12 protein-coding genes are annotated in these 19,145 nt (G+C 66.9%); 4 read left to right on the top strand and 8 right to left on the bottom strand.

Annotated elements, in window-relative coordinates; genetic code table 11:
• Nucleotides 1-7: 7 nt before the first annotated feature.
• The 8 genes from ACZLIF_RS18795 to ACZLIF_RS18760 form a co-directional block, all read right to left on the bottom strand.
• Nucleotides 8-286: a CD225/dispanin family protein gene (locus ACZLIF_RS18795; protein ID WP_065174386.1), complete on the bottom strand. Its 279-nt coding sequence runs from the start codon at nt 284-286 to the stop codon at nt 8-10.
• A 30-nt stretch (nt 287-316) separates the two neighbouring features.
• Nucleotides 317-604, bottom strand: a complete 288-nt coding sequence (locus ACZLIF_RS18790) for a CD225/dispanin family protein (protein WP_053515606.1) — start codon at nt 602-604, stop codon at nt 317-319.
• Between the two features lie 182 nt (nt 605-786).
• On the bottom strand, nt 787-2,676 hold the full coding sequence (locus ACZLIF_RS18785; protein WP_065181538.1) for an MFS transporter: 1,890 nt from the start codon (nt 2,674-2,676) through the stop codon (nt 787-789).
• Nucleotides 2,677-2,751: 75 nt separating this feature from the next.
• Nucleotides 2,752-4,932, bottom strand: a complete 2,181-nt coding sequence (gene yccS / locus ACZLIF_RS18780) for a YccS family putative transporter (RefSeq protein ID WP_065174388.1) — start codon at nt 4,930-4,932, stop codon at nt 2,752-2,754.
• A gap of 96 nt (nt 4,933-5,028) precedes the next feature.
• Nucleotides 5,029-7,086 carry a TonB-dependent siderophore receptor gene (locus ACZLIF_RS18775; RefSeq protein ID WP_478462186.1) on the bottom strand — a complete coding sequence of 686 codons (2,058 nt, stop codon included), beginning with the start codon at nt 7,084-7,086 and terminating at the stop codon, nt 5,029-5,031.
• Nucleotides 7,087-7,308: 222 nt separating this feature from the next.
• The gene (locus ACZLIF_RS18770) at nt 7,309-10,431 is read right to left on the bottom strand and encodes an efflux RND transporter permease subunit (RefSeq protein WP_478462185.1); all 3,123 of its coding nucleotides are present in this window, start codon (nt 10,429-10,431) and stop codon (nt 7,309-7,311) included.
• A gap of 31 nt (nt 10,432-10,462) precedes the next feature.
• Nucleotides 10,463-13,696 carry an efflux RND transporter permease subunit gene (locus tag ACZLIF_RS18765; protein ID WP_053515615.1) on the bottom strand — a complete coding sequence of 1,078 codons (3,234 nt, stop codon included), beginning with the start codon at nt 13,694-13,696 and terminating at the stop codon, nt 10,463-10,465.
• Nucleotides 13,697-13,770: 74 nt separating this feature from the next.
• On the bottom strand, nt 13,771-15,012 hold the full coding sequence (locus tag ACZLIF_RS18760; protein ID WP_053515617.1) for an efflux RND transporter periplasmic adaptor subunit: 1,242 nt from the start codon (nt 15,010-15,012) through the stop codon (nt 13,771-13,773).
• Nucleotides 15,013-15,197: 185 nt separating this feature from the next.
• Here ACZLIF_RS18760 and ACZLIF_RS18755 point away from each other — a divergent pair, with 185 nt between their 5' ends.
• The 4 genes from ACZLIF_RS18755 to ACZLIF_RS18740 all read left to right on the top strand — a co-directional run bounded on the left by ACZLIF_RS18755 (nt 15,198) and on the right by ACZLIF_RS18740 (nt 19,013).
• Nucleotides 15,198-16,517 (top strand): M20 family metallopeptidase, encoded by a 1,320-nt coding sequence (locus ACZLIF_RS18755; RefSeq protein ID WP_128988411.1) that lies wholly within the window; start codon nt 15,198-15,200, stop codon nt 16,515-16,517.
• 542 nt (nt 16,518-17,059) lie between these two features.
• Nucleotides 17,060-17,878: an NADPH-dependent 7-cyano-7-deazaguanine reductase QueF gene (gene queF / locus ACZLIF_RS18750; RefSeq protein ID WP_065181541.1), complete on the top strand. Its 819-nt coding sequence runs from the start codon at nt 17,060-17,062 to the stop codon at nt 17,876-17,878.
• 287 nt (nt 17,879-18,165) lie between these two features.
• Nucleotides 18,166-18,459, top strand: a complete 294-nt coding sequence (locus ACZLIF_RS18745; protein WP_053515622.1) for a LysM peptidoglycan-binding domain-containing protein — start codon at nt 18,166-18,168, stop codon at nt 18,457-18,459.
• Nucleotides 18,460-18,506: 47 nt separating this feature from the next.
• The gene (locus tag ACZLIF_RS18740) at nt 18,507-19,013 is read left to right on the top strand and encodes a hypothetical protein (protein WP_053515624.1); all 507 of its coding nucleotides are present in this window, start codon (nt 18,507-18,509) and stop codon (nt 19,011-19,013) included.
• Nucleotides 19,014-19,145: the final 132 nt, after the last annotated feature.

Genomic DNA, 19,145 nt, shown 5'->3' with positions numbered 1-19,145 from the left:
GCAGGCCTCAGTAGCTGCCGTTGCTCATCGCGCCGATGCCACCGAGCACGACGAAGAACAGCACATACAGCACGACCATGATGACCCAGGCGATGGCCGACCAGATGGCCCACTTCTTGGCCTTGGCGGACGAGTCCTGTGCACCGGCGATATCGCCAGCGGCCAGCTTGCCGTTGACCTGTGCCGCATAGACGATCGACACGATGCCGACCGGCAGGCAGCAGAGCAGGGTGCTCAGGATCGCCCAGACCAGGTTGTTCGGGACCTGCGGAGTAGCGGTGTTCATGATTCAAGCTCCTTGATGGGTGGTGGTGGATCAATGGTCGGAAAGAGCGCCCAGTGCGGCCAGGCCGCCGAAGAGCCCGAACCACAACAGCAACAGGACCGGCAGGGCCGCGGCCGAAGCCGCCGCCCACCAGCCCGCCTTGCGTGACGCGCTATAGGCTCCCGCCAGATCGCCGGCCGCGCGGCGGCCGTCGACCTGGGCGGCATACACGATCGACACCACGCCCAACGGCAGGCAGCAGAACAGCGTCGTCAGGATCGCCCACACCAGATGGTTGGGGATGTAGACCGGACGGCCGAGTGGTGGCGGTTGATTCAACGTGAGACTCCATTCCTTGGTGGCCGACCGTAGTGAACGGGCCGGACCTCCCCCCTGTGGGTGCGTAATCTACCGCAACCTGCGTCGCATGTATGCGTTTTCAGCCCGGCAATGACGGGCACGGCGCTTGACGCTGGCGTATGTGGGGGATGGCCCGGCTATGCGCGAACGGAGGGATTCCGTCAGGCGTGATCGCCGCGAAGGGCGCGGACCTGGGCTTCCAGTGCCGGCGCGTCGGTGCTGCGACCATCGATGGCAGGCGCCGCCACCACCTCGACGGTGGCGCGGAAGCGGCGCGGAACCCGCATGCGGCCAAGCCGGCTGTCGCGCCGGCTCCACATGCTCGACCACATCCCGCGCAGGGCCATCGGCACCACCGGCACCGGCCGGCGTTCGAGGATCTTCTCGACGCCGGACTTGAACGGCGCCATCTGCCCATCGCGGGTGAGTGCTCCCTCCGGGAAGATGCAGACCAGCTCACCCTCGGCCAGCGCCGCATCGATCTCCTCGAACGCGCGCTGCATCAAGGCCTCGTCCTCGCGAGCCCCGGCAATCGGGATGGCCTTGGCGGTGCGGAAGATCCAGCGCATCACCGGGATGTTGAAGATCCTGTAGTACATGACGAAGCGTACGGGGCGCGGAATCGTCGCCGACAGGATCAGTGCATCCATGTAGCTGACATGATTGCAGACGATCAGTGCTGCGCCTTCATCCGGCACATTGGCTTCGATGCCATGCGGGCGCAGCCGGTACAGGGTGCGCACCATCACCCAGCTCAGGAAGCGCATCAGGAATTCGGGGACGATGGTGAAGATGTAGATCGCCACCACGGCATTGGCGATCGCCAGCGCCAGGAACAGCTGCGGGATGCTCCAGTGCAGCAGTTCGCGCGCGGCCAGCGACAGCAGTGCGGCGGACACGATGAAACCGGAGTTCTGGATGTTCAACGCGGCGAACACGCGTGACATCTGCGCCTTCGGCGTGCGGCTCTGGATCAGGGCGAACAGCGGAACGACGAAGATGCCGGTGAACAGGCCGATTCCGACAAGGTCGATGACGATGCGCACGCTGCCGGGCTGCTGCAGGAACTGGGTGATGCTCAGCCCCTGCACGGTGGCCTCGCCGCTGCGGGCGAAGTAGAGATCGAGCAGGAACGCGGTCATGCCGAACGCGCCCAGCGGCACCAGGCCGATCTCCACTGTGCGCGCCGACAGCCTCTCGCACAGCAGCGAGCCAACGCCGGTGCCGATGGAAAACAGCGCCAGTGCCAGCAGGTACAGCTTGGGTTCGCCGCCCAGGTTGGCCAGCGCATAATTCGGCAGCTGCGAAGTCAGCACGGTGCCGACGAACCAGAACCAGGACACGCCCAGGATCGCGTTGCGCACCGCCTTCTGCTGGCGTGCCATGCGCAGCACCACCAGCGACTCCGGCAATGGGTTCCAGTTGATCTTCAGGCCCGGGTCGCCGGCATCGACCCTGGGAATCAACCGCGCCGCGATGTTGCCGCAGACCGCCAGAGCGATGACCAGCGATGCCGCGAACACGGGCCCGTGGCTGCCGGCCAGCAGGAACACGGCGCCGCCGATGATCATCCCTGACAGGATCGAGATCGATGTGCCCATCTCCACCAGCCCGTTGCCACCGGTCAGCTCCTCGGGTTTGAGTACCGAGGGCAGCACCGAGTATTTCACCGGACCGAACAGGGTCGACTGCATGCCGGTGCAGAACAGCGCCACCAGCAGGAACGGCAGGTTCTCGGTGAGGAAGCCGATCGCTGCCAGCGACATGATCACGATCTCCATCGTGGTGGTGATCACGATCAGCCGCGACTTCTCCAGTTTGTCGGCGATCTGCCCGGCCAATGCCGAGAACAGGAAATAGGGAAGAATGAAGATCGCTGGCGCCAGCGTGGTGTACAGCGAACGCTGCTCTTCGGACACGCCCAGGTAGAACAGCAGGCCGATGATGGCCTGCCGGTATACGTTGTCGTTGAAAGCGCCCAGCGCCTGCACGATGAAGAACGGCAGGAAGCGGCGCTGGCGCAGCAGGGCGAACTGGTTGTGACCGGACATGGAATCTCCTTGACCGGCGCAGCCTAGCATTCCTGCCCGCCGGCCGGGCCCGGATCCAGTGCTGCCGGGCGGCGGTCAGGTCAGGCTGCGTACGGCCTCGTTGGCGGCGGCACGCAGCTTCGGCAGCAGGCGCAGCACCAGCGCCATCTGGGTGCGGATCAACTGCAGCTTCGGTGGCATCACGTCCTCGATCTGCTCCAGCTCCGCAGCGACTGCGCGGTCGGCATCATTGTCATCCTCCGCAACCGCCTGCCGTGCGGCCAGCGCGCCGGCCAGCTGCTGCAGCGCCTTGCGCACCCGGTCGCCGGCGGCCAGTGCCAGCGGGTCGCCGGCGTAGCTGTCGACCTGGTCGCGGTGGGCACCCAGTGCCGACAGATGACCGAGCAGGGTGTTGGACAACGCCAGGAAGTGGAAGCCGGCATCCAGGTTGCGGCGTACATGGCCGGGCTCGCGCAGCATGTTCGACAGTGCAGTGGACAGCGCCGCGTCGGCATTGTGCATGTCGCGGCGGGCGATGCGGTAGGCCAGGTCATCGTGCATGCCACTGCGGTACTGGCCCAGCACCGCATCCAGGTAACGCGCGGCGGTATCCAGTACCCGTGACAGGACCCGATGCAGCTGACGTCCCTGCCAGTCCGGCAGGATCAGGAAGGCGGCCGCCGCAGCGATCGCACAGCCCAGGATCGTGTCCACCATGCGCGGCACGATCAGTACGAAGCCATCGCCGATCAGGTTGAAGCAGGTCAGCGCCATCACCGTGATCGCGGCCGAGGCCACCAGGTAGCGATCGGTGCGGGTGAAGAAGAACAGCAGCGCCGACAGCAAGGCGATCAGCAGCTGCACGTGCAGCTGTGGGAACAGCTGCAGCAGCGCCCAGGTCAATACCAGGCCGGCCAGGGTGCCGACGATGCGCTGTGCCAGGCGCTGGCGCGTGGCGCCGAAGTTCGGCCGGCACACGAAGACGATGGTCAACAGCACCCATGAACCGTTCTGGGCATTGAACAGGCGGATCGCCAGGAAGCCGGCGATCAGCGCCAGCGCCATGCGCAGGCCATGGCGGAACAGCACCGAGCCGGGCGTGAGCTGCTGGCGCAGCCGTACCCCCATCTCGCGCAGGGTGTGCGGGTTGCTGTCACGAAGGCGCGTGTCGACATTGTCCAGGCTGGCCTCGGAGCGTTCGGCGTCGAGCAGCCGGCGCTCGATGCTGCGCAGGTTGTGCACCAGCAGATCCAGCGAACCGAGCAGGCGCTGCCATTGCGGGCGCTGCTGGTCGCGCAGGTAGGCCAGCGCGTCGGCGAGGTCGCGTCCGGCCTGCTGGTTGCTCTCGCCATACACGAACGGGCGGCGCAGGCGGATGGCTTCGCCCAGACGCGCGCAGGCCTGCCCCTGCAGATCGAGCAGGCGCTGGCAGCGGTACAGCACGTCGCTGTGGAAGAACGCATCCACCAGTGCGCCATAGGGATAGTGCGAGGAGCTGGCGCGCTCGTGGAAATCCTGCGCCATGTAGTACAGGCGCAGGTACAGGCCGGAGTTGACCCCGGGCCGGCCGGAACGGCCGAAGCGCGCAAGGATCGCCGTCTTTGCTTCGTTCAGGGCTCCCACCACACGCCGGTTCTGTTCGGCCAGGTCCAGCTGGCGGCGCTGCAGGTCGGCCTCACGCACCGGCTCGAACAAGGCGGCTTTCAGCTGCAGGTAGCGGCCCAGTTCCTGGTAAAGACGGGCCACGCGTTCGCGCACCGGACGGTTGGCGAACAGCGCGGTCCAGACGATGGACAGCAGGCCATACCAGACCGCACCGGCCAGCAGGTGGCTGACCGCATGCAACGCACGTGGCAGATCTCCGGCGCCGCCATGCTGTTCCAGCCCGATCATGGTGTAGATGGCCAGGGTGACCGTGGCCTGGGCGATGGAGGCGTAGCGTTCGCCCAGAGCGCCCAGCAGGGTCAGGCCGAAGGTGGACAGCGCCAGTGCGCCGATGAACAGCCACGGCCACGGGAACAGCGCGATCACCGAGGCGGCGGCGATGCAGAAGCACAGCAGCGACAGCAGCACCGCCTTGGTGCGGCCCCACCAGTTGTCGTCGGTTTCGGCGATCGCGCTGGCGATGATGCCAAGGAACGCCCCGGGCAGCGCGGGGAGCGCGTCCAGCTGCCAGCACACGGCCATCGCAGCCGACAGGGCGATGAACACGCGCAGGCCATAGCTGGCTTTCTCGTGTGCCCACAGGCGGCTGAGGCGGGAATGGGACGCGGACATGCAGGCTCGGGCGGCGGATTGCCTCCATTATGGCGGTGTGCGCGTGGGTGCGGTGTTCAATGTGCGGACCCACGGTCCGCACCCGCACAAGCCGGGTTACATCTCCCAGCGCACGCTCACCGCGAAGGTGCGCGGCAGGCCGACGCCCGCGTTCGACCAGTACCTGCGATTGGCCAGGTTCTCCACGCTGGCGCGCAGGGTGACCGGGTGCCCCGACGCCATCAGGCGGTAGCCCACACCGGCATTGACCAGGGTGTAGTCGGGCAGCTTCAGGGTATTGTCGGCGTCGTACCAGACATCGCCGTAGTAGCGCACGGCAGCATAGGTTTCCAGTCCATCGACCCACGGCAGCTGGTAGCTGGCATGCAGCACACCGCTCCAGCGCGCGGCGCCGACGGTGCGGTTGCCTTCCTGCGCGGCATTGTCGGGCGACAGCCTGTCGTAGGTCGGGTCCAGCCAGGTCACGCCGCCACCCACGGTCAGCGCATCGGTCAGGTGCAGGTCGGCGCTGGCTTCCACGCCTTCGTACAGGGTGATGCCATCCTGCACCAGGCGCAGGCCGGCGTCGGTGGGCTGGTCGATGTTGGCACCGCGTTCCAGGCGGAATGCGGCCACGTTCGCATTCCAGCGCGAGGCTTCTACCTTGGCGCCGACTTCGTACTGCTTGCTGATGGTCGGACCCAGCACATCACCGGCGTTGATGTAGGGGTTGCCCACGCGGCTGCCGGCTTCCAGCGATTCAATGTAGCTGGCGTACAGGGTCACGGCCTCGCTGGGCTTGAACATCACCGCATAGGTCGGGGTGACCGGGTAGGTGTGGTAACGGCCCTTGGTCTCGAAGTCGTTGTAGCGCCAGCCGGCCAGCACCGACCAGCCCCCGCCGAAGTCCACGGTATCGCTGGCGAATACGGCCTGCTGCACGGTTTCATCGCCGCGGGTCATCACCCGCGAACCCACCGCGTCGTGGCGGATGGCCGAACGCTGGTACAGGTTGGCGCGACCAATGGTGTTCCACTCGTAGGGGCGGTCCCAGCCCAGCCCGGTCTGGTGGCTGACGCCGGCCACCAGCTGGTGCTGCAGCGGGCCGGTGCGGAAGCCGCCCTGCACCAGCGCCTGCGCCAGTTTCCATTGGCTCTTGCCGCCCAGCTCATACACATTCACGTTGTAGTCGCCGTTCGGATCGTCGATGTAGGCGAAGATCTTGTTGACGTCGTTCCAGGAGGTGGTGACGCCGTAGCTCAGGCTGGCCTTCCAGCCGCTGTTGATCTGCCAGGTGAACGCCGTGGACAGCAGGCTGGAACGGGTATCGTAGTAGGTGCCCGGCACGCTGTTGTCGACGTCGCCGGCAATCGGCCGCGGCAGCGAGGTCATGCCGATGAAGTAGTACTGCGGCGACTCTTCGCTCAGGTCGCGGGACTGGAACACGCCGTCGAAGGTCCAGGTGAGCGCATCGCTCAGGCGCGCGTCCAGCGACAGCGCGCCGACCTTGCGGTCGACATGGCCGCCGTTGAAGGTTTCGCCCTTCTCCTGATACGCGTTGAAGCGATAGCCGAACATATCTTCGTTGCCGAAGCGGCCACCGGCATCGACACCACCACTGATGATGGCCTGTTCGCGCCAGCCCAGCTGCGCCGAGAAGGTGGGGGTATCGGTCGGCTTCTTGGTGATGTAGTTGACGATGCCGCCGGGCGCGCCGAAGCCGTACAGGAAGCCGCCGGGGCCCTTCAGCAGGTCCACCTGTTCCATCACTTCCAGCGGCCATTCGGTGCCCCACGAGGATACCTGCAGACCGTTCACGCGGTAGCTGTCGTAGTTCAGATCGATGCCGCGGTTGCGGATGGGCGAGCTCCAGCCGCTGGCGTAGGCGCCTACCTGGGTGGTGACCGATGGATCGAACAGGAAGGCTTCGCCCAGCGATACAACCTGGCGCTGCTCGAGCTGTTCGCGGCCGACCGCAGTAATGGCGAACGGGGTATCGCGCAGGGCACGGTCACCCAGCGCGCCGGCTTCGGTGTGGGTGCGTTCGCCGACCACCTTGATGGCGTCCAGGTTGGTGGCGCTGCGGGCATCAGCCGGGGCTTGCGCATGGGCTGCGCAGGCGGTGGACAGGGCGGCGGCCAGCAGGGCCAGGCGCGGGGTGCGGAACGAAGGCATCGATCGGATTCCTCGGCGGACGGCCACAGGCCATCCACCCATGGTTGGGGGAAGAGGCAGTGGCTGGGATCACGCAGGCTGTCCGTGAACTGGGAGCGGGGCGCCGTAGGGGCGCAGGACCATGGCTGGTTGCGAATTGTTCTCTTTTCGTTACAGCGCGTCAAACCGTGAGCGTCGCCCGGGTGGTAGCGGCGCGCCGGGCGTGGCCCGGCGCTACCGAGGCTAGGCGCGCTGCGCGCGCTTGAGCAGTTTCGCCTCGCGCCTGCGCGCGCGCCGCGCCCGCCAACGCTCGGCCAGGCAGGAGAAGATCACGTAAAGGGCCGGCGTGCTGAGCAGGGTCAGACTCTGCGAGAACAGCAGGCCACCGATCATCGCGATGCCCAGCGGCCGGCGCAGCTCCGACCCTTCGCCCAGGCCGATTGCCAGCGGAACCGCAGCCAGGATGGCCACCATCGTGGTCATCATGATCGGCCGGAAGCGGACGATGCTGGCCTCGCGTGCGGCCTCGCGCGGGGTCAGTCCGTGCTCGCGCTGCGCCACCAGCGCGAAGTCGATCATCATGATCGCGTTCTTCTTGACGATGCCGATCAGCAGCACCAGCGCGATCATCGAGATGACCGACAGCTCGGTGTTGGTACCGAACAGGGCCAGCAGCGCGCCTACGCCTGCCGCCGGCAGCGTGGACAGGATCGTCACCGGATGGATCAGGCTTTCGTACAGCATGCCCAGCACCAGGTACACGGTCAGGATCGCCGCCAATACCAGGATCAGCATGTCGCTGGGATCGGAATTGAAGCCAAAGCCCGCATCGTCGGCCAGGCGGATGTCGCCCGGCATGCGCATGCCGGCCACGGTCGCATCGATGATCGCCTTTGCCTCGCCCATGCTGACGCCGGGGGCGAGGTTGTAGCTCAGGTCCATCGTCGTGTACTGGTTCTCTTGCGTGATCTGCGAAGGCGCCAGCCCCGGTACCTGGGTGGCCACCGCAGTGATCGGCACCATCTCGCCATTGCCTGCGCGCACATGGACCTCGTCCAGTGCGGTGGGGGTCGCCGTCTGCGAAGGCAGGGCATTGACCACGACGCTGTACTGGTTGATGTCCGAGTAGATCGTCGAGATCTGGCGCTGGCCGAATGCACCGTACAGCGCACCGTCGATGGCACCGACCGAGACGCCCAGTCGCGCGGCCTTGGCGCGGTCGATCACGATGTTCTGGCGCAGGCCGGCGTTGTCCACGTCGGTGCCGACATCGCGCAGCTTGGGGTTCTTCTTCAGTTCCGCCTGCAGCTTCGGCAACCACTCCTGCAGCGCCGCCAGATCGTTGCCCTGCAGCGAGATGCGGTACTGCGCGCCCTGGCTGGAGCCGCCGCCGTCGTTGCTGGGCAGATCCTGGATGGCGCGCAGCCGCAGCTGCAGGTCAGGATAGCGGTCGGCCTTGGCGCTCAGTCGCGCCAGTGCGTGCGCGGTGGTCTCGCGGCGGCCTTCCTTGCGTGACTTCAGTTCGACATTGAACTGCGCGCTGGAACCCTGGCGGCCACTGCCCAGGCGCACGCCGACGGTCTTCACCGCCGGGTCGGCCATCAGCATGTCGGTGATGCGGCGCTGGCGGTTGACCATGTCCTCGAAGGACACGGTCGCGCTGGAGTTGGCGCGGCCCCAGATGAGCCCGGTGTCCTGTGGCGGGAAGGCGCCCTTCTTCACCGCGCCGAACAGGAAGACGGTCACGCCGATCAGGATCAGCGGCGTGAGCGAGAGCAGCAACGCGTGGCGCAGGGAGAAATCGAGGAACACCGTGTAGATGCGCAGCATGCGTTCGTGGCCGGCGTCCAGCCAGCGGCCCAGGCGCGAGGGTGCCGCGCGATGGTCGTGCGCACTGAGGAACCGGCTGCACAGCGCCGGCGTCAGCGTCAGCGAGACGATCATCGAGACCACGATCGCCGCCACCAGGGTGACGGTGAACTCACGGAAGAACGCGCCCATCATGCCGCTGGCGAACAGCAGCGGGATGAACACCGCAACCAGCGAGGCGGTGATCGAGACGATGGTGAAGCCGATCTCGCGTGCGCCGGTGAACGCTGCCTGCAGGCGCGGCATGCCTTCGTCGAGGTGGCGCATGATGTTCTCGATCACCACGATCGCATCGTCCACCACGAAGCCGATCGCGATCACCAGCGCCAGTAGGCTCAGGTTGTTCAGGGTGAAGCCCAGCGCATACATCACCAGTGCGGCGCCGGCCAGCGACAGCGGCACCGTCACGGCCGCGATCAGGGTCGGGGCGAGCCGGCGCAGGAACAGCGCCATGGTCAGCACCACCATCGCCAGGCTGATCAGCAGGGTGATCTGCACTTCGTGCAGCGACGAGCGGATCGTCGGCGTGCGGTCGAAGTATGGCGTCATCGTGGTTCCCGGCTGCAGGTAGTCACGCAGCGTCGGGATCTGCGCCTTCACCCGGTCGACGGTCTCCACGATGTTGGCGCCGGCGCGGGTGAACACATACATGACCACCGCGGGCTTGTGGTCGAACCATGCCGCCTGGTAGGCGTCCTGCTGGCCGTCGTAGACGTTGGCGACGTCCTTCAGGCGGATCACCCGGCCGTCGCCTTCGGTCTTCACCACCAGGTTGGCGAAGTCCGCAGCGCGGGCCACCGAATCGTTGGTAATGATCGCGGTGGTGGAGTTGCCATCGCTGAGGAGGCCGGTCGGCGAGGTCACATTGGCCGCGCGCACCGCGTTGCGCAGGTCGTCGGCGGTCAGGCCCAGCGCGTTCATCAGCCGCAGGTTGACGTCCACGCGCACTGCCGGCGTCGACGCGCCGGCGATGTCCACCGAGGCCACGCCGCTGATCTGGCGGATGCGCTGGGCCAGCAGCGAGTCGGCCACGTTGTACAGCTCATCGGCCGACTGCGTCTGCGAGGTCAGTGCGATGGCGATCACCGGGTCGTCGTTCGGATTCGCCTTCTGGTACATCGGCGAGCCCATGCCCGAGGGCAGATCGGCCTGCGCGGAATTGATCGCGGTCTGCACGTCCAGCGCCGCCGAATCGATGTCACGGTCGCTCTGGAAGATCATGAACACCAGCGAGCTGCCTTCCGAGCTCGACGAGCGCATGCGGTCGATGCCCGGCAGCTGGCCCAGATGACGCTCCAGTGGTGCGGTGACCGTGGAGGCCATCGTCGCCGCGTCGGCACCGGCCTGGCTGGCGTGCACGAAGATCACCGGAATCTGGATGTTCGGCAGTGCCGAAACACCCAGCCTCAGGTAGCAGATCAGGCCCACCATGAACAGGCCGATGGCCAGCAGGGCGGTACCGATCGGGCGGCGGATGAAGGGGCCGGACAGGTTCATCGCGCGGCCCCCCGCAGCAGCGGGGCAGGGGTCATGCCTGCGGCTCCTGCAGCGTGCCCTCGCGCAGTGCGCGTTGCTCGCGGCGGCGCGCCAGCCACTCGGAGAAGCGCTCCATGTACAGGTAGATCACCGGCGTGGTGTACAGCGTCACCAGCTGCGATAGCAGCAGGCCGCCGACGATGGCGATGCCCAGCGGACGGCGCAGTTCCGAGCCGATGCCGGTACCCAGCGCGAGTGGCAGCGCGCCGAGCATGGCCGCAGCCGTGGTCATCATGATCGGGCGGAAGCGCAGCAGGCAGGCGCGGCGGATCGCTTCATGCGCGTTGGCACCGGCGCGGCGTGCTTCGATCGCGAAGTCCACCATCATGATGCCGTTCTTCTTGACGATGCCGATCAGCAGCACGATGCCGACGATGCCGTCCACCGACAGGCTCAGGCCACACAGCATCAGCGCCAGCAGCGCGCCGACGCCTGCCGGCGGCAGGGTCGAGATGATCGTGATCGGATGGATGTAGCTCTCGTACAGCACGCCCAGCACGATGTAGATGACCACCAGCGAGGCCAGCAGCAGCCACACCACATCGGTCTGGCTGCCGGTGAACTCGGCGGCCTTGCCGATGAACTCGGCATGCAGGTGCGCGGGCATGTCCAGACTGTCCTTGGTCTCCTGGATCGCGCGTACCGCTTCGGACAGCGAATAGCCCGGCGCGACGTTGAACGAGACGGTCACGGCCGGCAGCTGCTGCTGGTGGCTGACCACCAGCGGCGCGCTGGTCACCTGGCCTTCGGCCAGCGCCGACAACGGAATGATGTTGCCGGCACCGACCGTGATGCCGGTGTTCTGCGCGCCGATGCCGGTGGCCGTGGAGGAGTTGGAGGAGGTGACCTGGCCGAAGCTGGTGGCGTTGGTGCCGGTCAGCGCGCCAGCACCGTTGGAGGCCACCGCCAGCTGCTCCATCAGCGCGGTGCTGGTGCGGAACTCCGGTGCCACTTCCAGCACCACGCGGTACTGGTTGAGCTCGGTGAAGATGGTCGAGATCTGGCGCTGGCCGAACGCATCGTAGAGCGTGTCATCGATGGTCTGCATCGGCACGCCCAGCACGCTGGCCTTGTCACGATCGATCGTCAGCTGCAGGGCACGGCCCTGGTTGGACAGGTTGTTGTCCACGTCGGCCAGCTCCGGCCGCTGGCGCAGGGCCTCGGTCAGGCGCGTGGCCTGGGTGGCGACGGTGGCCGCGTCCACGTCCGACAGGGAGTACTGGTACTCGGTCGCGGCCACGCGGGTGTCGAGGGTGACGTCCTGCACCGGCTTCAGATACAACGCTACGCCGGGAATCCCGGCGACGGCCTCCTGCAGGCGCGGCAGGATCCGGTCCAGCCCATCACGCTGGCTGCGCTCCTTCAGCACGATCGACAACTGGCCCTGGTTGAGCGTGGGGTTCATGCTGCCAGCGCCGATGAAAGCCGACACGCCAGTCACATCCGGATCCTTGCGCAGCGCTTCGGCCACCTGCCTGGTGCGCTGCTCCATCTGCGGGAACGCGATGTTCTGGTCGGCCTGCACCACGCCGGTGATCAGGCCGGTGTCCTGCTCGGGCAGCAGGCCCTTGGGAATCAGCACGTACAGCAGAACGGTCAGCACAAGGGCGCCGCCGGCCACGGCCAGGGTCAGGCGCTGGTGGTCCAGCACCCAGTCCAGGCTGCGCTCATACAGGCCGACGGTGCGGCTCCACACGGTCTGCTTGCCGGCCGCGTGCGCCCGTTCATGCGCGTCCTCGCCTTCCGGCAGCGCGTCGGGCTTGAGCAGGTAGGCGCACATCATCGGGGTGAGCGTCAGCGAGATCAGCATCGACAGCACGACCGCGATGCTCAGCACCCAGGCGAACTCATGGAACAGGCGGCCGGTGACGCCGGGCATCAGCAGCAGCGGCAGGAACACTGCCACCAGCGATACCGTCAGCGACAGCACGGTGAAGCCGATCTGGCGCGCACCGATCTCGGCCGCTTCCTTGCCGCTCTTGCCCTGCTCGATGTAACGGACGATGTTCTCGATCATGACGATGGCATCGTCGACAACGAAGCCGGTGGCGACCACCAGTGCCATCAGCGAAAGGTTGTCCAGCGACATGCCGGTGAACGCCATCACCGCGAACGTGCCGGCCAGCGACAACGGTACCGCCACCGAAGGAATGATCGTGGCCCACAGGCGGCGCAGGAACACGAAGATCACCGCCACGACCAGGCCGATGGTCAGTACCAGGGTGAACTGCACTTCGTGCACGGAGGCGCGGATGGTCTCGGTACGGTCGTTGAAGATCTCCAGATGCACGTCGGCCGGCAGCACGCCCTGCAACTGCGGCAGGATCGCGCGGATGCGCTCGACGGTCTGCACGATGTTGGCGCCCGGCTGGCGGCGCACTTCGAGAAGGACAGCCGGCTTGCCGTCGGCCCATGCGGCCAGCTGGTCGTTCTCCACGCCGTCCACCACCGCGGCCACGTCCGACAGCCGCACCGGGCGGCCGTTCTTGTAGCTGATGATGGTGTCGCGGTATTCGGCGGCACTGGACAGCTGGTCATTGGTGCCGATGCTGTAGGACTGCGTCTTGCCGTTCAGCGAGCCCTTCGGCGCATTGACGTTGGCCTGGGTGAGCGCGCTGCGCAGTTCTTCCAGGGTCAGGCCCATGTTCGACAGCTGCGCCGGATTGACCTGGATGCGCACCGCCGGGCGGACATTGCCGGCGATCGACACCAGGCCCACGCCCTGCACCTGCGACAGGCGCTGGGCCAGGATCGAATCGGCGTAGTTGTTGACCTCCCGCAGCGGGCGCGTGTCCGAGGTGAGCTTCAGGGTGACGATGGCCGCATCGGCGGGGTTCACCCGGTTGTAGACCGGCTGGTAGGGCAGCGACGAGGGCAGGGTGGCCTGGCGGATCGCCGCCTGCACGTCCTGCGCGGCGATATCGATGTCGCGGTCCATCGAGAACTGCAGGATGATCGTCGACAGCCCGGCCGACGAATCGGACGTCATCAGGTCCAGGCCGGAGATCTGGCCGAACTGCCGCTCCAGCGGGGTGGTGACCAGCGAGGCCATCGTGGTGGCATTGGCACCCGGGTACTGGGTGGTGACCACCAGGCTGGGCGCATCGATTTCCGGCAGTGCCGACACCGGCAGCTTGCGATAACCGAGAATGCCCAGCAGCAACAGGCCCGCCATCAGCAGCGAGGTGGCGATCGGGCGGCGGATGAAGATCGTCGAAAAACCCACGGACTGATCCTTGCTGGCGCTTCAATGGCAGCGCCGGCGTCGATGCCGGCGCGAAAGGAATCGGTGGCCTGCGCTCAGCGCGGGCCACCACCGCGGCGGCCTGCACCGCCACTCTTCTGTTCGGCGGCCTTCAATTCGGCCTCGGTGGGTGCAGCCGGGGTCTCGCCGGGCTTCAGGGCCGTGACCTTGCTGCCGGGCTTCAGGCGGAACTGGCCTTCACTGACCACCCGCTCGCCGCCCTTCAGGCCCTCGGCGATCTGCACGTGGCTGTCGCCCACTTCCACGCCGCTGCGCACGGTCTGCATCTTCACCGTGTTGTCGCCCTGCACGACGTAGACATACTCGCCGTCCGGGCCACGCAGCACGGCCTGGGTCGGAATCACCACGCCGCCGCCGATGGTGCGCAGCTGCATGCGCACATTGACGAACTGGCCGGGCCACAGGCCGTTGTCCGCATTGTCGAACACCGCGCGTGCCTTGAAGGTGCCGCTGTCGGCGCTGATCAGGTTGTCGACCACATCGAGCTTGCCGTCGCCGGACAGCACGTGCGAATCGGCACGGTCCAGCGCGGCCACCGGAACGCTGCCGGCCGCCTGTGCCTGGCGCACATCGCCGAGCTGGCGTTCGGGCAGGTTGAACAGCACGTGGATCGGGTGGATCTGGGTCAGGGTGACCAGGGCGGTGCCCGCGTTGACCACGTTGCCGGCATCGACTGCACGGATGCCGGCGATGCCGGAGATCGGCGCAGTGACCTTGGTGTACTGCAGCTGCACCTGCGCCGAGCGCATGCTCGCCTCGTTGGCGGCCACTGCGCTTTCGTACTGTGCCACTTGGTTGCGTTGTGTATCCAGATCGGTCTTGGCGACGTACTGGCGGTACTCGGGGGCATTGGAGCGCTGGTAGTTGGAGCGCGCGGTCGCCAGCAGCGCCTCGTTCTGGCGCTTGGCGGCAGCGGCCTGGTCATAGCTGGCCTGGGCGGTACGTGGGTCGATCACCGCCAGCACGTCGCCCTGCTTCACTTCCTGGCCTTCGCGGAAGTTCAGGCTCATCAGCTGGCCGCCGACCTGAGGGCTGACCGTGACGGTATTCATCGCGGTGACCGTACCGAGCGCACTGGCGTAGACGGGCACGTCCTGGCGCACGGCGTCGACCACGGTCACCGGTACCGGTGCGGCATCGGCGTCATCGCCACCTTGGCCGGCGGCGACGCCGGGCCTGCCGGCCTTGTCCTTGCCACCGCCCAGCACGCGCAGGCCCACCACGGCCAGCACCAGTACGGCCACGACCAGCAGCACGATCTTCCAAACACGTGACATTCAAGGACTCCAAGAGGGCTGGACGGGCGGGGCCCGGTGGGCAATGCGCAAAGCATACCTGTGCCACATCACGTTTCCTGCATGACGGATGGGACGGGCGCTAGGACCGGTGCCGGCCGTGGAGGTTCCCGTAAAGGCAGCGTTGCCCTACATTCAGGTGCAGAACCCTGCCGTGGAGTACCGAGATGCGCCGTTCGTTGCTGCTGTCCGCCCTGATCCTGGCCCTGCCGGCCCTTGCCCATGCCCAGGACGGGCAGCGCCCCGAGGTGACCGCGGCCGCACAGCGGCTGCAGGCCAAAGTGGTGGAGTGGCGCCGTGATTTCCACCAGCATCCGGAGCTGTCCAACCGCGAAGTACGGACCTCGGCCGAGGTCGCCAAGCACCTGCGCGCAATGGGCCTGAAGCCGAAGACCGGCATTGCCCATCATGGCGTGGTAGCGATCATCGAAGGCGGCAGGCCGGGTCCGAAGATCGCCCTGCGCGCCGACATGGACGCGCTGCCGGTGACCGAACAGACCGGCCTGCCGTTCGCCTCGAAGGCGACCGATCAGTACCGCGGGCAGACGGTGGGCGTGATGCATGCCTGCGGCCATGATGCCCATACCGCCACCCTGCTGGGTGTGGCCGAGGCGCTGGTGGCAATGAAGAAGGACCTGCCGGGCCAGGTCATGCTGATCTTCCAGCCGGCAGAGGAGGGCGCGCCGCCGCCGGAAGAAGGCGGTGCCGCGCTGATGCTGAAGGAGGGCCTGTTCGCCGACTTCAAGCCGGAAGCCGTGTTCGGCCTGCATGTGTTCTCCAGCGTGCAGGCCGGTCAGATCGCCGTGCGTGGCGGTCCGCTGATGGCCGCCTCGGACCGCTTCGGCATCAAGGTGATCGGTCGCCAGACGCATGGCTCCGCGCCGTGGAACGGTGTCGACCCGATCGTTGCCACGGCCGATCTGGTCGGTACCGCGCAGACCATCGTCAGCCGTCGCGTGAATCTGTCCAAGCAGCCGGCGGTGCTCACCTTCGGTGCGATCAACGGCGGCATCCGCTACAACATCATTCCGGACGAGGTGGAGATGGTCGGCACCATCCGCACGTTCGACGAGGGCATGCGCCAGCAGATCTTCGCCGACCTGCGCAACGTCGCAGAGCACACTGCGGCCGCGCACGGGGCAAAGGCGGTCACCGACATCTACGAATCAGAAGGCAACCCGGCCACGGTCAACGATCCGGCGCTGACGGCGCGCATGCTGCCGAGCCTGCAGGCGGTGGTGGGCAAGGACAACGTGTACGAACCGCCCCTGCAGATGGGCGCGGAGGACTTCTCGCTGTATGCCAAGGAGGTGCCGGGCATGTTCTTCTTCGTCGGCTCCACCAGCGTGGGCATCGATCCGGCGACGGCACCGGCCAATCATTCGCCGAAGTTCCTGCTGGATGAGAAGGCGCTGGACGTGGGACTGCGTGCACTGCTGCAGGTGAGCCTGGACTACCTGCATGGTGCCGGCACCCCGGCAGGGTGAGGCTTTGCGGCAGGGCTTGCAGCCCTGCACCCCTGAAGCAACGGCAACGTCAACGGCAAAAGCGGTGCTGGATTTCTGTTGGTTGGGCGGGGCGGTGTGGGCCTGCAGGACACGCCGTAAACCCGTCCATGGGGGCTCGATGGCGCCATCCATGGCGCCATCGGTCCTGCAGGCCCACACCGCCCCGGCCCCGACAGGTTCACGCGGCTGTTGGTAGGTGTCGACCTTGGTCGACACAGGCAGACATCGGGAATGTCTGAAGGATTGGCTTTTGATTTTGATTTTTCTGATCTTTCCCGTGGTGGTGGCTGCGTGCAGGGAACTGTCAGGGGCCGGGTGGGTAGGCGGGGCGGGGGTGTCCGCGGCATGGATGCCGCGGCCAAGCCCCCAAGGACGGGTTTACGGCGTCCCCCGACCCGCCTACCCACCCGGCCAAGCCGATAGACCGCCTTCCACGACCAACCGACAAAACCACCACGGAGGGGCTCCGCCGTTGGCCGGCCCGGCCGGAGGCCCGGCCCCGTCGCGATACAATGCGCACCATGAACACCCCCCAGGATTCCAGCCTCGGTCGCGAGGTCAGTTACCCGTCGCAGTACGATCCCGGCCTGCTGTTTCCCATCCCCCGCCGCGCCGCCCGCGCCGAGATCGGCCTCGATGACACCGCGCTGCCGTTCGTCGGCCATGATCGCTGGCATGCGTTCGAGCTGAGCTGGCTCGACCCGCGTGGCAAGCCGCAGGTGGCCGTTGCCACCGTGCAGGTGCCCTGCACCTCGCCGTGCCTGATCGAATCGAAGTCGTTCAAGCTGTACCTGAATTCCCTCAACAGCACCCGCATCGACAGTGCCGAGGCACTGCATGCGCGTCTTGTCGACGATCTGTCAGCCTGTGCCGGCGCACCCGTGCAGGTGGCGTTCGGCCTGCCCGAACTGCGCCCGGTACCGCTGGGCGAATCCATCGACGGCCTGGACCTGGAGATCGACTGCTACGGCCCCCCGCAGGCGGACTTCCTCTCGGCCGACGCTGCGCAGCCGGTGGAGGAGACGTTGGTCTCCGCGCTGCTGAAATCCAACTGCCCGGTTACCGGCCAGCCGGACTGGGCCACGGTCAGCCTGCGCTATCGGGGGCCGAAGATCGACCGGGCCGGCCTACTGCGCTATCTGGTGAGCTACCGCGAGCACGCGGAATTCCACGAGCAGTGCGTGGAGCGGATCTTCAGCGAGGTCTCCGCGCGCTGCCGGCCGCAGTGGCTGGAAGTGGAAGCGCGCTACACGCGTCGCGGCGGCCTCGACATCAATCCATGGCGCGCCAGCCCCGGCATCGCGGCCCCGGCCGCGACCTACCGCGAGCTGCGCCAGTAACCGCCGCAGGCGGTTACGGTAGCGCCGGGCCACGCCCGGCGAGCGCAGCGGGCCCACCAACCCCTCGCAGGCGGTTGCGGGTAGCGCCGGGCCACGCCCGGCGAGCGCAGCGGTCCCAGCCACCGCCGCCGGGCATGGCCCGGCGCTACCGGTGGAGCAGCGGGCAGGGGGTGTCCATCTCCCGATTGTTCAGCCCCCCGGGGGGCGGCTTCACATCTGCACCATCCCCATTTAACAACCGCCATGGCACCGTGCGAACCACGTAGTCATGCAGACGGGAGTTGTGGATGAGTACCGAGAAGAAAGCTGATTTCTCCGGCGTCAGCGCCAGCGTCGACAGTACCGCCCAGCAGGCACCGAAGGCGGACTTCTCCGGCGTCAGCGGCTCGGTGGACAGCACCGCCGAGGTGGTCAGCGGCGGCACCTACACCGTGCAGAAGGGGGACTCGCTGTCGAAGATCGCCAAGGCGCATCTTGGCGACGCCAATGCCTGGAAGAAGATCTTCGAAGCCAACCGGGACGTGCTCGATGACCCGGACAAGATTTTCCCTGGCCAGACCCTGAAACTGCCACCGAAGTAAGCCGGCCGCGCCCGCACGCCATCCGACAATCCTGGGAGGAACACCGAATGATCAAGACCACGCCGCTCCAGACCGCCCTGCTGACCGCCCTGTTGGGCAGCGTCGCCCTGGTGGGTTGCAAGAAGAAGGAAGAGTCGACCGACAGCAATGCAGCGCCCGCTGCCACCGCCCCGGCCGAAACGGCCCCGGCACCGATGACCGGCGCGCCGCCGCCGATGTCTGAGGCGGCAGTAGCCGTCTCCTCCGTCTCCGTCGGCAAGACGGCGGCAGCGGACAAGTCCGTCGCTCCGGCAGCACTGTTCGCGCCGAAGGACGATGTGATCGTGTCGGTCCGCACAGACGGTGCTGCCAACAACGTCAACGTCGGCGCCAAGCTGACCTTCCAGGACGGTCAGGTCGCCGGCGAGCAGAATGCCACGCTGAACACCAGCGGTGCCGAGACCACCAACATCACCTTCAAGAATGCCAATGGCTGGCCGGCCGGCAAGTACCGCGCCGAAGTCATGGTTGATGGTAAGGCGGCCGGAACGCCGCAGGAGTTCGAGGTCAAGTAAGTCCTGCCGACTCTCTCCCGGCAGGGCTCACGATGGACGCAGCCGCGAGGCTGCGTCTTTTTTTTGCGTGACACCCCCAGCCGGGTGAATCACTGCGTTGCAGTACCGGCGCGTATGGCGCGGCTTTGCCCC

This window comes from Stenotrophomonas sp. 2201_Sma, assembly GCF_056486685.1.
Note: the sequence above shows the minus strand (reverse complement) of the source record. Positions and strands in the feature narration are given on the sequence as shown.

Coding starts and splice junctions, on each gene's coding strand:
- ACZLIF_RS18795 (WP_065174386.1), bottom strand. CDS start 286: ATGAACACCGCTACTCCGCAGGTCCCGAACAACCTGGTCTGGGCGATC.
- ACZLIF_RS18785 (WP_065181538.1), bottom strand. CDS start 2,676: ATGTCCGGTCACAACCAGTTCGCCCTGCTGCGCCAGCGCCGCTTCCTG.
- yccS (WP_065174388.1), bottom strand. CDS start 4,932: ATGTCCGCGTCCCATTCCCGCCTCAGCCGCCTGTGGGCACACGAGAAA.
- ACZLIF_RS18775 (WP_478462186.1), bottom strand. CDS start 7,086: ATGCCTTCGTTCCGCACCCCGCGCCTGGCCCTGCTGGCCGCCGCCCTG.
- ACZLIF_RS18770 (WP_478462185.1), bottom strand. CDS start 10,431: ATGAACCTGTCCGGCCCCTTCATCCGCCGCCCGATCGGTACCGCCCTG.
- ACZLIF_RS18760 (WP_053515617.1), bottom strand. CDS start 15,012: ATGTCACGTGTTTGGAAGATCGTGCTGCTGGTCGTGGCCGTACTGGTG.
- ACZLIF_RS18755 (WP_128988411.1), top strand. CDS start 15,198: ATGCGCCGTTCGTTGCTGCTGTCCGCCCTGATCCTGGCCCTGCCGGCC.
- queF (WP_065181541.1), top strand. CDS start 17,060: ATGAACACCCCCCAGGATTCCAGCCTCGGTCGCGAGGTCAGTTACCCG.
- ACZLIF_RS18745 (WP_053515622.1), top strand. CDS start 18,166: ATGAGTACCGAGAAGAAAGCTGATTTCTCCGGCGTCAGCGCCAGCGTC.
- ACZLIF_RS18740 (WP_053515624.1), top strand. CDS start 18,507: ATGATCAAGACCACGCCGCTCCAGACCGCCCTGCTGACCGCCCTGTTG.